This is a genomic window from Billgrantia desiderata, from assembly GCF_900108215.1.
Lineage (GTDB): Bacteria > Pseudomonadota > Gammaproteobacteria > Pseudomonadales > Halomonadaceae > Halomonas > Halomonas desiderata.
In genome coordinates, this window is record NZ_FNVC01000010.1 from 38741 (window position 1) to 51903 (window position 13163).

At 66.5% G+C, this 13163-nt stretch carries 8 protein-coding genes and 1 pseudogene; 1 reads left to right on the forward strand and 8 read right to left on the reverse strand.

Annotation, left to right across the window (positions count from 1 at the left end; translation table 11 throughout):
- Position 1: 1 nt before the first annotated feature.
- Positions 2-1303, forward strand: a pseudogene (locus C4S71_RS10935) (MFS transporter); the annotation flags it as partial.
- A 123-nt stretch (positions 1304-1426) separates the two neighbouring features.
- Here C4S71_RS10935 and C4S71_RS10940 read toward each other — a convergent pair.
- The 8 genes from C4S71_RS10940 to C4S71_RS10975 form a co-directional block, all read right to left on the reverse strand.
- Positions 1427-2110 (reverse strand): haloacid dehalogenase type II, encoded by a 684-nt coding sequence (locus tag C4S71_RS10940; RefSeq protein WP_103969130.1) that lies wholly within the window; start codon positions 2108-2110, stop codon positions 1427-1429.
- 89 nt (positions 2111-2199) lie between these two features.
- Complete coding sequence (locus C4S71_RS10945) at positions 2200-3150, reverse strand: cyclodeaminase (protein ID WP_103969131.1); 951 nt, start codon at positions 3148-3150, stop codon at positions 2200-2202.
- Positions 3151-3173: 23 nt separating this feature from the next.
- Positions 3174-4178 carry a hydroxyectoine utilization dehydratase EutB gene (gene eutB / locus C4S71_RS10950; protein ID WP_103969132.1) on the reverse strand — a complete coding sequence of 335 codons (1005 nt, stop codon included), beginning with the start codon at positions 4176-4178 and terminating at the stop codon, positions 3174-3176.
- A gap of 155 nt (positions 4179-4333) precedes the next feature.
- Positions 4334-5758 (reverse strand): aminotransferase, encoded by a 1425-nt coding sequence (locus C4S71_RS10955; RefSeq protein ID WP_103969133.1) that lies wholly within the window; start codon positions 5756-5758, stop codon positions 4334-4336.
- A 268-nt stretch (positions 5759-6026) separates the two neighbouring features.
- Complete coding sequence (locus C4S71_RS10960) at positions 6027-7526, reverse strand: NAD-dependent succinate-semialdehyde dehydrogenase (protein WP_200825277.1); 1500 nt, start codon at positions 7524-7526, stop codon at positions 6027-6029.
- Between the two features lie 188 nt (positions 7527-7714).
- Positions 7715-10492: an aminotransferase class I/II-fold pyridoxal phosphate-dependent enzyme gene (locus C4S71_RS10965; protein ID WP_103969189.1), complete on the reverse strand. Its 2778-nt coding sequence runs from the start codon at positions 10490-10492 to the stop codon at positions 7715-7717.
- Positions 10493-10555: 63 nt separating this feature from the next.
- Positions 10556-11539: a C45 family autoproteolytic acyltransferase/hydrolase gene (locus C4S71_RS10970; RefSeq protein WP_234245307.1), complete on the reverse strand. Its 984-nt coding sequence runs from the start codon at positions 11537-11539 to the stop codon at positions 10556-10558.
- Between the two features lie 41 nt (positions 11540-11580).
- Positions 11581-13053 carry a biotin carboxylase gene (locus tag C4S71_RS10975; RefSeq protein WP_103969135.1) on the reverse strand — a complete coding sequence of 491 codons (1473 nt, stop codon included), beginning with the start codon at positions 13051-13053 and terminating at the stop codon, positions 11581-11583.
- Positions 13054-13163 lie beyond the last annotated feature (110 nt).

Genomic DNA, 13163 nt, shown 5'->3' on the forward strand with positions numbered 1-13163 from the left:
TGGCATGCTGGCCATGCTGCAACCGGTCCGTTCGATTCTCTGGAGCGTTGCCCTGCTGCTGCTGGGCAACGGCCTGATCAATACGCTGCTGACCCTGCGCGGCACCGACGAAGGATTCTCGTCGACCATGGTGGGCGTGATCATGTCGGCCTACTTCGTCGGCTTCACCTGCGGTACCTGGGTCAGCAGCCGCTTGATTCGGCGCGCCGGACACATTCGCACCTTCGCCTTCTGTGCCGCGCTGTGCGCCTCGGGCGCGCTGCTGCACATCATCTTCGTCGACCCCTGGGTGTGGATCGTGCTGCGCTTCTTCTACGGCCTGGCCTTCGTCACCCTGATGACGGTGATCGAGAGCTGGCTCAACGGCCAGGCGGCCAGCCACGAGCGCGGCCGCGTGTTCGCCACCTACATGCTGGTCAACCTCGGCGCGATTGCCGCTGCCCAGCAGATCCTGCGCCTGGATACGCCCGGAGGTTTTCTGCTGTTTGCCGTGACGGCCATCCTGATCAGCTGGGCGCTGCTGCCGATCACCATGACCCGGCGCCAGCAGCCCACCGTGCCTGAAAACGCCAAGAGCAGCCTCAAGGCTTTGATCGGCTTCGCGCCGCTGTCGGTCACGGCCTCGGTGCTGTCGGGGCTGGCCATGGGCGCCTTCTGGGGCATGGCGCCGCTCTATGCCCGCCAGTTGGGCTGGAGCGCCGGCGACGTGGGTACGCTGATGAGCGTGACCATCCTGGGCGGCGCGCTGCTGCAGCTGCCCATCGGCCGCTTCTCCGACAAGCACGACCGCTCTCAGGTGCTGACCTGGGTGGTGATCGCCGCCGCGGCGCTCGCCGCGCTGATGCCCTTCGCCCCCAACCAGGTCGCCCTGCTGGGCCTGTTCTTCCTGTGGGGCGGTTTCTCCTTCACCATCTACCCGCTGGCGGTGGCGCAACTGATCGATCAGCTGCATCCCGAAGAGGTGGTTTCGGCCTCGGCCGACATGCTGGTGACCCAGGGGGCGGGCAGCGCCCTGGCGCCCATCGTCGCCGGGGCCCTGATGGGCGTGCTGGGCCCCCAGGCGCTGCCCTTGTACATCGCCGCGGTGCTGGCCGTACTCGGCGCTTATGCCCTGTATCGCCGTCGCCACGTCTCCGATCTGGTCTACGGCCATCCTGCCCACTTCGAGCCGATGACCCAGACCAGCCCGCTGGCGCTGGAGATGATCTTCGACGACTCCCAGCCCGACCTGTTCGACGACCCCAGCTTCTACGAGGAGCAGGAACGCCAGCGGCTGATCGAGGCGTACCGCCAGCGGGAATAGCGTGCTTACCCAGCCCAGCCGGTCCGAGAGCCTTCAGCCCAGGCTGTCGAAGAGCCTTCAGCTCAGGAAGAGCCTTCAGCTCAGGCTGTCGACAAGCCTTCAGCTCAGGCTGTTGAAAAGCCTTCAGCCCAGGCGGTCGGAAAGCGCGTCCAGATCGGTGACGGTCAGGTCCGGCTCGATGCCCCAGGGATCGAAGGGGGCATCGAGGCTGCGCCGCACCCAGGCGGCATGCAGTCCGGCATGGCGCGCGCCGATCACGTCGAAGGGGTTGCTCGAGATCAGCCAGGTATCGCCGGGAGCGACGTCGAGGCGGTTGCGCAGGTGGGCGTAGACGGCGGGGTCGGGCTTGAAGCGCTTGACCTCATCGACGCTGATCACCGCCTCGAAGCATTCGCCTATTCCGGCCTGTTCCAGCAGGCCGCTGACCGCTTCGAGGGTGCCGTTGGAAAAGGCTACGCAGCGCATGCCGCTCGCCGCCAGTCGCTTCAATGCACCGGCGGCCTCGGCAAAGGCCGGCAGACGTCCGTAGACCGACATCAGGTGGTCCTTGTCGACGTCCGACAGCTGCGTCTGCAGGGCGCGGTCGGTGAAGTCCAGCGCTTCTCGGGTGCACTGGCCGAAGGTCACGTAGGCTCCCATCAGGCCGCGGCGGAAGCTGTACTCCAGCTGCTTGTCGCGCCAGCGCCGCGAGAACTCCGCGGCCAGCTCCGCCCTGCCGCTCCTGCCGAGCCGCTCTTCCAGTTCAGCGACCACGCCATGGGTATCGATCAGGGTACCGTAGACATCGAAGGCGAGTACCGTTGCCATCCGCTGCGCTCCTCGTTGCGTTTCGTCACCCCAAGCATGGGGGCGGCTGCGTTCGGGCTCAAGGCGTGCCCGCGGAGATACCCTGCCGCTTACCCCGCCAGCCGAGAGAGGGCGAAGTTGGCAATGGCGGTGTCCTGCACGCCGGTGCCGGTGAGATCGCACACGGTGATGGTCGCCTCGGAATTCCGCAGCCGATCCCCCCGTTCGATCACCCGGCCCAGCTCGTATACCTGAAATGGCGGCTCGCGCCCCGCGTTGGCAAAGACCTTGAGTTCCCCGTTTTGCTCGCTCTGCGCCCGGCTGTCGCAGACGAAGGCGTCGGCCCGGGCCAGTACCGATTCGTCCAGCTCGCGCTTGTCGGGGCTGTCCGAGCCCATGGCGGTGACGTGCACGCCCTCGGGCAGGTCGCCGGCGTTCAACAGCGGCTCCCGCGACGGCGTGGCGGTGACGATGATGTCGGCCTGCTGGCAGGCGGTGTGCACGCTATCGCGCACGGTGACGGTGAGGCCCTGGCTGCGCATCTCCTCGGCGTAGGCCTCGGCCGCTTCGCGGCGGCGCGCCCAGACGTCCAGGGTATCGACGTTGCGCACCAGGCGCAGTGCTTCCACCTGCCGCCGCGCCTGCTCGCCGGCGCCGATCACCCCGACCCGACGGCTGTCCTCGCGGGACAGATGCTTGGCGGCGATGGCCCCGGCCAGGGCGGTGCGCACCATCGTCAGATAGCCTTCGTCGAACAGCACCGCCTCGACCCGGCCGGTCTCGGCGGAGAACAGCATCATCAGGCCGCTCAGGCTCGGCAGGCCGCGCTTGGGATTGTCGAAGGCGCCGCTGCTGACCTTGATCGCATAACGTTCCCATCCCTTGATATGGGCCGTCTTGACGTCGACCTCGCTATTGAACTCCTCCATGGCCATCGACAGGATCGGCGGCTGTACCACCTCGCCGCGCCCCAGCGCGGCGAAGCCCGCCTCCACCTGGCGCAGCGCCGCGTCGTCGATACCCACCACCGCTTCGATTTCGTCACGTTGATAGAGCTTCATCTCTCCTCCTTGAAGACTGCACGTCAAACTCGACCAGCGGCGATTCGGCGCGCCCGATCCAGCGTCTCCAGCGCCACGCCGTTGCCCGACAGGATCAGCGCCACCCGCTGGCCGCGCACCTCGATACCATGCTCCGCAAGCGCCGCCAGCCCCACCGCAGCGGCCCCTTCCACCAGCAGCTTCTCGTGCTCGAGGATGTCGACCATGGCCTGGGCGATGGCCGCCTCCGAGACCTGGTAGTGCTCGTCCATTACCTCGCGCACCAGGCTGAACGTGCAGCGATTGTCGAGGCCGATACCGCCGCCCAGCGAGTCGGCCAGACTCTCCACTTCTTCGACCGCCACGGGACGCCCAGCCTGCAGGCTCTGCCACATGGCCGCGCCGCGGGAGAGGCTGACGCCGGTGATGCGGGTCTCGGGGCGGATGGTCTTCACCGCCGCGCCGATGCCCCCCAGCAGCCCACCGCCGGAGAGACCGACGATCACCCGGTCGAGATCCGGCGCATCCTCCATCAGCTCCAGGCCGATGGTGCCCTGGCCGGCTGCGATCAGCGGGTCGTCAAAGGGCGGAATCAGCGTCATGCCGCGTTCGCGTATCAGCCGCTCGACCTCGCCGAAGGCCTCGTCCTGACTCTTGCCCACGCGCCTGACCTCGGCGCCCAGCGCCTCGATGGCGGCCACCTTGTTGGCCGGTACCAGGCGCGACAGGCAGATCGTCGCGGCAATGCCGAGCTTCGATGCGGCATAGGCCACGGCACGACCATGGTTGCCGGTCGAGGCCGTGACCACCCCGGCCTCCAGGGCATCACGGCCGTGACGCTCGAGCAGCGCGGCGATCATGTTGGCGGCACCGCGCAGCTTGAACGACCCGCTGGGCTGAAGGGTTTCCAGCTTGAGCAGGATCTCGGCGTCGAAGCGCTCGGAGAGTGCGTGGGAGCGGACCAGCGGGGTCCGTACCGCCTGACCGGCAATGCGGCGGCGCGCCTGGTAGACGGAAGCGAGGGTAACCCCGTGAGCAGAGGTCGACATTGGCAGATCCGGTTGCTTGGCTCGTGGCGAGAGGCTTGGCGCTTTCAGCCTAGAAGAGAAGGACAGGCCCAGCCAAGCAAAGCGCCGCGGGCATTACCCGCGGCGCTCGTGGCCAGACATACTGAGCGCTTGCCGATTCGACTCGGCAGTACGGCTCAGCTCACCGACATGGCGGCCTTGACCACGCCTTCGCGCACCAGCTGGTCGGTGACCTTGTTCACCGCACGCTCGGCGCGGGCGACGATCTCGTCGATCTCGGCAGGGGTCGCCACCAGCGGCGGCGCGAAGCCGAGGATGTCGCCCTGGGGCATGGCGCGGGCGATCAGGTTCTCGTCCAGCGCCGCCGCGGCGATGCGCGGACCGACCTTGTGCGCGGCGTCGAAGTGCGCGCGCCGGGCAGGGTCGACCGAGAACTCCAGCGCCGCCAGCATGCCCACGCCGCGCACGTTGCCGACGATGGGATGCTCGCCGAAGGCGGCCTGCATTCGCTGCTGCAGGTAGGCGCCGGTTTCGGCGGCGTTCCGGGTCAGCCCCTCGCGCTCGATGATCGCCAGGTTGGCCAGCGCCGCGGCGCAGCCCAGAGCGTGACCGGAGTAGGTCCAGCCGTGGCCGATGGGGCCGTACTGACCGGTGCCCTGCTCCAGCACGCTCCATACGCGGTCGCCGACGATCACGCCGGAGAGCGGCTGGTAGGCGCTGGTCAGGCCCTTGGCGACGGTGATCAGGTCGGGCTTGATGCCGTAGTGGTGGCTGCCGAAGTCGGCGCCGATACGACCGAAGCCGCACACCACTTCGTCGGCGATCAGCAGCACGTCGTACTTGGCCAGCACGGCCTGGATCGCCTCCCAGTAGCCTTCCGGCGGCGGCACGATGCCGCCGGTGCCGAGCACCGGCTCGCCGATGAAGGCGGCCACGGTGTCGGGGCCTTCGGCCAGGATCATCTCCTCCAGCTTCTGCGCGCAGTACTGGGAGAACTCGCGCTCGCTCATGCCCTCCTGCTCGGCGGCGCGGTGATAGTAGTACGGCGCCTCGGTGTGCAGGATGCCCGCCAGCGGCAGGTCGAACTGGTCGTGGAACGCCTTGAGGCCGGTCAGCGAGCCGGTGGCCAGGCCCGAGCCGTGGTAGCCGCGCTGACGCGAGATCACCTTCTTCTTCTGCGGGCGACCGAGCACGTTGTTGTAGTAGCGCACGATCTTGAGCTGGGTCTCGTTGGCGTCACTGCCGCCGAGGCCGTAGTAGACCTTGGACATGCCGGGGCCGGCGAGCGCGATGATCTTCTCGGAGAGCGCGATCTGCGGCTCGTTGGAGTGGCCCACGTAGGTGTGATAGTACGAGAGCTCCAGCGCCTGCTGATAGATCGCCTCGGCCACCTCGGTGCGGCCGTAGCCGATGTTGACGCAGTACAGCCCGGCGAAGCCGTCGATGAACTCGCGGCCGTCCTTGTCGACGATGTGGATGCCCTTGCCGCCGGTGATCACCCGGCCCGGCGCATCGCCATGGGCGAAATCGCGCAGGTGGGTGGAGGCGTGGAAGGTGACCTTGCGGTCGCGCTCGATCAGATCGCGGTGCTGCTGGTTCATTATGCTCTCTCTTCTCCAATGCCCCGCCGCAGCGGGGAGATGTTCAATTCGTTATGACGTCGCTGGCCCAGCGCCAGGGCAAGCCAACGAGCGATATCTACCCAAGGGCGCTGGCGCAAGTGCAGCGGCGCGCGGCGATCGACAGGGATGTCGATCGAGGACCGGCAAGAGGGACCTTGATCCGGTCCGACGCGCAAGCCGCAAACGCAGCGTCAGGGTTTCGCCCTTGGGCATCGCGAGATGGGATGCGCTGGCGCTTCCTCTCGCTTCAGCTCCCCGATACGGACCCCAAAGCCCCCAGGCAGTAATACTTGGTCTCGAGATACTCATCGATCCCGTTGATGCCGCCCTCGCGGCCCAGCCCCGACTGCTTGACGCCGCCGAAGGGCACGGGCGGGCCGGTCATCTTCACCGAGTTGACGCTGACCATGCCGTACTCCAGCGCCCGCAGCAGCTTCCAGATGCGGCGGATGTCGTGGGTGTAGACATAGGCCGCCAGGCCGTACTCGGTGTCGTTGGCCATCTCGATCACTTCGTCGTCGTCGCGGTAGGCGGTCACGCCGGCCACCGGGGCGAAGTTCTCCTCGCGCCATACCTTCATCTGCGGGGTCACGCCGGTGAGCAGCGTGGGCATGAAGAAGTTCTCTCCCGGTGCCCGGGTCTGGTCGCCGGCCACCAGCGTGGCGCCACGGGAGATGGCGTCGTCGACGATGGCCGCCGCCTTGTCCACCGCCTGACGATGGATCAGCGGCCCCAGGTCGACCTCGCTCTCCATGCCGTTGCCCACGGTCAATGCCGCCATGCGCTCGGCGAAGTGTTCGACGAACTCGTCGTGGATCGACTCGTGCACCAGGATGCGGTTGGCCGCCAGGCAGTCCTGACCGGCGGTCTGGAACTTGGCCGCCACCGCGGCAAAGGCCGCCTCCTTGGGGTCCATGTCGGGGCCGACGATGAACGGGGCGTTGCCGCCGAGCTCCAGCGACACGCGCTTCACCGTCTGGGCACTCTGCTCGAGCAGCAGCCGGCCGACCCGGGTGGAACCGGTGAAGGATAGCGCCTTGACCCGCTCTTCGGCACACAGAATTTTCGAGACCTCGGCGGGCTCGCCCAGTACCACGTTGAACACGCCTTCCGGAATGCCGGCACGCTCGGCCAGCTCGGCCAGTGCCAGCGCCGAGAACGGCGTCTCGCCGGCCGGCTTGACCACCACGGTGCAGCCGGCGGCCAGGGCGGCGGCGGCCTTGCGCGTGATCATCGCCAACGGGAAGTTCCACGGCGTGATCAGCGCGGCGATGCCCACCGGCTCCTTGAGCGTGCCCAGGGCGGCGTTGGGGATGTGGCTGGGAATGGTCTCGCCGAAGGTGCGCTTGCCCTCCTCGGCGAACCAGCGCACGAAGCTGGCGCCGTACTCCACCTCGCCGCGGGCATCGGGCAGCGGCTTGCCCTGCTCCAGGGTCATGATGATGGCGAGGTCCTCGCGGTGGGCCTGCAGCAGGTCGTGCCAGGCCATGAGCCGCTCGGCGCGCTCGTCGGCACGCAACGCACGCCAGTGCACGAAGGCGGCATCGGCGGCGTCTACCGCTTCACGGATCTGATGCGCCTCGAGCCAGGGGATGTAGCCGATGACCTCGCCGGTGGCAGGATCGAACACCGTCTCCTCACGGCCGCCGTCGCCGTGGGTCCATTTGCCGTTCACATAGGCGTGCTGACGAAACAGACGCGGATCATCGAGCATGGTGGACAGTGTATTGGTCAGCTTCATGTTCATGGGCACCTCCCCTGACACCGGCCCCTCGCTCACGGGCCGGCTGTGGCAAAACGACAGAGCAGCCGGCGGCTGCTCGATGGCTACAGGGTAAGGGCAAACCCGGGGCGGGACTTTTCGTTAACCGGCAGGGCAAGTGCGCTTTTTTTTGTCCTCCAGAGCTAAGTTGCGTTTTTTTCTGCGCGCGGCGCTCAGGTCTCCGGCGGCGCGGCCAGCGCCTCTTCGGTGAACACGATCAGGCCCAGCTCCGGCCGGTAGCCGTGGATCTCCTTGACGTCGAGCGCCTGCAGGAAGTGGAGGATCTCCTCGCTGATCACTTGCCCCGGTACCAGCACCGGGAAGCCCGGCGGATAGGGAATCACGAAGCTGGCCGAGACCACGTCGCGGCCGGCGCGCATCTCGGCCTGGAGCTCGCCGTTGTCGAAGCGCAGGTACTCGGTGTTCTCCTCGTCGTAGCTGAGGAAGTAGGCACGTCGAATGTCGCCCTCGGGGGTCTCGGGGCACTGGCGGAAGGCGTCGTGGAAGCGGCTGAAGTCGGGCAGCGGCGGCAGCTCCTGGGTCAGCGAATGCACCCGGCGTTCGATGATCTTGCGCTCGGGCCGGCTGCTCTCCTCCCAGCGGTACTCGAACTCCTTGGCCAGCTTGATCAGCACGTCGAGCAGGTAGGCGATGGAGCCGCGGGTGGTGCCGATGTTGGTCATGAACAGCACGGTGTTGCGCGAGGTCTTGTTGATCTGGATGCCGTACTTGTTCATCAGATATTCGTTCTTGAAGGCGTCGCCGTCGACCCCGGTGTTGCCGATGGCGATGGTCACCCGGGTGGGATCGACCACGAACTCGTCCCGCGCCCACGCCTCCTCCATCTGGTTCCAGCCGGTCACCGGGTCGAAGTAGGACTCGACCCCCGATTCGCGATACTCGGCGGGCACCATGTCGCTGTTCTTGAGTACCCGGAAGTACTTCTGCAGCAGCGGATGGGTGTAGAGCTGCTCGCGCAGCGACAGTGCCGCCTCCACCTGGGCATGAACCAGCTCGAAGCCCTCCATCTCGGCCTGCATGCGCCCAACGTCCAGCGACGCCACAATCTGATAGTTGGGCGAGGTGGAGGTATGCGTCATGTAGGCCTCGTGGAACGGCGCCTCGACCTTCTGGCGGAAGTCCTGGTCCCAGACATGGATCATCGAGCCCTGGCGCAGCGAGGTCAGGGTCTTGTGGGTGGAGTGGGTGGCATAGGCGCGGATGCGCACCGTCTCCGGGTCGGGCAGCAGCCGGCGCTCGAGCCAGGTGGCATCGTCGTCGGGGTCGAGCGCATCGAACTCCGCCTTCCACGCCGCATACTCCTCGCGGTAGGCCTCGCTGCGGTAGCGCTCGCGCAGGGTGCGCGCAGCGTGCATGGCGGTACGCGGCCGGTAGGTGGGGTTGAAGGTGGCGAAGGCGAACCACGCCTCGTCCCACAGGAACACCAGGTCGGGCTTGATCGCCAGGCACTCCTCCATCACCCGACGCACGTTGTAGACCACGCCGTCGAAGGTGCAGTTGGTCAGCAGCAGCATCTTGACCCGGTGGAGCTGACCGGCGCGCTTGTACTCCAGCAGCGTCTTCTTGATCTCGCGCAGCGGCACCGCGCCGTACATCGAGTAATCGTTGAGCGGATAGGAGTCCAGGTAGCTGACGTGGGCGCCCGCCAGCACCATGCCGTAGTGGTGCGACTTGTGGCAGTCGCGGTCGATCAGCACGATGTCGCGGGGCTTGACCAGCGCCTGCACCACGATCTTGTTGGCCGTCGAGGTGCCGTTGGTGACGAAGAAGCTCTGGCGCGCACCGAAGGCGCGGGCGGCGTACTCCTGGGCCTTCTTGATCGGACCGTAGGGCTGCAGCAGCGAATCGAGGCCGCCCGAGGTGGCCGAGGTCTCGGCGAGGAAGATGTTGATGCCGTAGAAGTCGATCATGTGCCCCGCCCAGTGCGAGCGGGTCACCGACTTGCCGCGCGAGATGGGCATGGCGTGGAACACCCCGGTGGGCTTCTTGCTGTATTCGCGCAGGGCATCGAAGAACGGCGTGCGGTAGCGGCTGTCGATGGCACGCAGGATGGTGTGGTGCTGCTCGATGTAGTCGGTTTCGCGATAGAAGATACGGTTGAAGTGGCGGATGTCGCGGCTCGCCGTGGCCTCCACGTCGCCGCTGGTGACCAGGAACTGATCGATCTCGGGGCGCAGCTCGTGAATCATCGAGCTGAGCAGGATGCTGCGCTCGGCCTCCGACTGGTGCTCCAGCTCCTGCTCCGAGAGCCCCTCCAGGTAGTTGCGCAGCGCGCTGAGGTTGTACTTGGACTTGTAGGGAAACTCGTAGCGGATCAGGCAGGCTTGGATGTTGGGATTGACCAGCACCGCGATCAGGGCGTCCTCGAAGCTGCGTACGGTGACCACGTCGTAGACGAAACGGTCCTCGGGCCGGCGCAGACTGTGAAACGCCTCGCGCACCACCTCCTCTTCCTGGGACGAGAGATTGTCGACGATCAGCAGCTCGAAATAGGGCTGGGCCGAGCTGTTGGAGGCCGGATGCCCATGGCGCAGCTGCGCCAGGGCATCAAGGGTCTCGAGATCCTCGGCGTCGGCATCGGTCTCGGAGAGATCGACGTGGCGGCGACGGTAGGATTCGCTGATCAGCGCCCGCACCAACCGCTTGACCACCTTCTCCAGCAGCACGTACTCCTCACGGTCGAACAGCGCCCAGAGGTGACGGAAGTCCTCCTTGGAGGGAAAGGCGTGGTAGTCCTCGATGATCTCGAGGCGCGTCAGCTTGACGTCGATCGCCTTGATCAGGTTACGTGCCCGGCTCTCGTCGTTGAGCCGCACCAGCTGTCCCAGGTCGCGCTTGAGCGCGTTCCAGGTGTCGGCGCGCAGCTGGGAGATCTTGTGATAGAAGCCCAGCGCGGTATAGGGCGTTTCGGTATGGCTGCTTTCGTTCATGGCGACACCCATCCCTCTTTGTCGTTATTGTTCCCGCGGCGCCTGCGCGATACCGCGGCTACGCTACCTGGGGCCGTAACGGACCCTCAACTGCTGTTCGGGAAAATGCTCGAAGGCCAGTTCCAGACGCTGCTGCGGCCAGCGATAGCTGATCCGTCCCGACAGCGGCCAGTAGGCGGCGGTGTAGATGGTGCCGAGCCCGCGTGCGTAGTCGCGGCGAAACAACGGCGGTGCGGCGAAGGCGTCGAGCAGGCGCGCCTCGCTGGTGGCCGGGTCGTCCACCAGGATCGACAGCTGGCGCTCGCGGATCAGGGTTTCCGAGGCCAGTGCATGGGCGTACCACTCGATCTTCTTCTGGTGGTTGGTGGCCACCGCCACCCGGCGGATGCTGGCCCGCTGGTCGGGGGCGATCATCGCCGTGACATAGCGCCCCGCGGCATCGGTCAGGGTGACGTTGTAGGCCATGTGGCTGGGCACCCGGGCCAGCACCTCGGCGGCCTGGGGCACGCTGTCGCAGAACTCCAGCAGATAGCGCAGGATGATCGGCGCGCCGAAGCCCTCGCCCACCGCCTTGCGTCCGCCGAAGGCCAGCGACACGGCCAGCCCCGCCTCGTTCATGCCATCCAGCACGCCCCACAGGCAGTCGGTCATGGCGATCACGCCGCGTCCGTTCCAGCGGGTGTACAGCACCGTGCCCTCGCACAGCTCGGGCGGGTAGTCGTAGTTGCGCGCCAGCACCGGCGCGCCATGGCGCACCAGCACCGCCTGGGAACAGCCGGTGATGTACGGCGGCGGCTGGTAGAGACTGAGAAAGCGCGCCGCCAGATCGCCGCCCCCGGCCAGCTCGCACAGCGCCCGGTAAGTGTCCAGCAGTTCCGGCATGTGCCGACGCAGGGCGTTGTAGCAGCTCAGGTAACCCGGCCGCTCACGCTCCCCCTCGGCCAGGTACCACGCCTCGTAGGCCGGCCAATGGTAATCGAACAGCGATCGCCACTTGGGCCCCGGCGTCTCCTCCTGCAGGGTACGAAAGACCAGCGCTTTCTCCATCTCCCCTCGCCGCGCCTGGTGGTGCCGCTCGACTTCGCCGTTCATAGGATCTTGAAGTTGCCGCCGCCGATGGCGTGACTCACCGCGACCTCCTCCACCAGCGGGTCCTGCAGCGGCTGGCCGGCGTATTCGCCGCGAATGCCCTCGATCCAGGCCTTGGCCCGCTCGGTGAGCTGGAAGTCGTCGTCCATCAGGCGACCCCGGGTGATCAGGATGCCCAGGTCGGCGCCCTCGTAGCGGAAGTCGCCCGGCCCGCTGATACGCAGGAAGAAGGCCTCGCGCTCGTTCTCGGCGGCATGGGGGTGATAGCTGTAGTGGTCATAGGCGATGCGGTTGTCCGCGCCCAGCGTCCACACCCCGGTACGCGGCGCCCGGGTGAGCAGATCGACGCTCTCGTCGGTGTGCTTGATCACCAGCTGGCTCCAGCTGTCGACGCTGTCGGGGTGCGACCAGCGCTCGTTGATCTCCTCGATGTCGAGATCGAACTCGACGTCGGAGAACTCCAGCAGGTGGAACAGGAACAGCGGAATGTCGGAGTGGGCGAAGGCCGCCACGTTGGTCAGCGAGCTGGCGCCGGTGACCCGCGGGTTGAGTTCGCCCAGGTAGACCTCGCCGTTGTCCATGTCGATCAGGAAGTCGAGCTCGAAGTAGCCGCGGTAGCCTTCTTCGCGCAGGGCCTCGCCGAACTTGAAGGTGTATTCGCGGGCCTTGTCGCGGATCTCCTGGCTGAAGGCGCCGGCGAACATCTCGTTGCCGCACCAGCCGCCTTTGTAGGGAGTCAACGACTTGAAGCCCACCAGTTCGGTCATCAACGGCCCCACCACGGTGCCGCAGCGGGTGGCGCAGGCCTCGATGGCCGAGCCGCGGCAGTTGATGCGCTTCATGATCTTGACCTCGGGCTCGGCCTCGATCTCCTCGGCGTGCTTGTAGTAGTCGTCTTCGCTGGCGATGAAGAAGGTGGTGTGACCGGAGTCGCCGTAGGCGGTCTGCACCACCAGGTCGTCGCCCAGCTCACGGCTGACCTCGAGCAGCTCCTGGTAGCTGCCGACCCTAGCCAGCACGTTGGGCACGCTGGGCACTCCGGCCTTGTTGCCGATACGTACCGTCTCGATCTTGTTGTCCATGCGCGAGCGCAGCTCCGCCGGCGGGAAGGCGACCCGCAGGCCGAGCTGCCGGCAGATCTCCTCGGTATGCTCGTCGAACATCAGGAAGGCGGCTACCCCGGCATCGTCGCCGCTGGCACGCGACTGGATGAAGTCGATCACCTCCTTGTGTTCGAGCAGGTAGTTGTTGATGTCCTCGATGCTCTCGAAGTCGCGCGGGAATTTCTCCTTGGGCACGAAGACGTTGCGCTGCTGACCGTCGAAGCAGTCGATGTAGTTGATGTGCCGGAAGTTGCCCACCCAGTCGCCGATGCCGAGCAGGTTGAAGTTGGTCGCCGAGATGAAGTAGACCGGCTCCTTGTTGTTGCGAAAATGACGGCGAACGTCGGCAATGTTGTTGATCTTGTTCATTGTTCTCGCTCCATCGATGACGGAAGGGATAGCATCGGCGCGGCCTGTACCGGCGGCCAATGCCGCAGTGGAACCCCGCGGCGGGAAGCTCCGCTGCAACAGCTGGATCA

Coding starts and splice junctions, on each gene's coding strand:
- C4S71_RS10945 (WP_103969131.1), bottom strand. CDS start 3,150: ATGAAGCTCTATCAACGTGACGAAATCGAAGCGGTGGTGGGTATCGAC.
- C4S71_RS10955 (WP_103969133.1), bottom strand. CDS start 5,758: ATGAACCAGCAGCACCGCGATCTGATCGAGCGCGACCGCAAGGTCACC.
- C4S71_RS10975 (WP_103969135.1), bottom strand. CDS start 13,053: ATGAACAAGATCAACAACATTGCCGACGTTCGCCGTCATTTTCGCAAC.
- C4S71_RS10960 (WP_200825277.1), bottom strand. CDS start 7,526: ATGAACATGAAGCTGACCAATACACTGTCCACCATGCTCGATGATCCG.
- C4S71_RS10970 (WP_234245307.1), bottom strand. CDS start 11,539: ATGGAGAAAGCGCTGGTCTTTCGTACCCTGCAGGAGGAGACGCCGGGG.
- C4S71_RS10940 (WP_103969130.1), bottom strand. CDS start 2,110: ATGGCAACGGTACTCGCCTTCGATGTCTACGGTACCCTGATCGATACC.
- C4S71_RS10965 (WP_103969189.1), bottom strand. CDS start 10,492: ATGAACGAAAGCAGCCATACCGAAACGCCCTATACCGCGCTGGGCTTC.
- eutB (WP_103969132.1), bottom strand. CDS start 4,178: ATGTCGACCTCTGCTCACGGGGTTACCCTCGCTTCCGTCTACCAGGCG.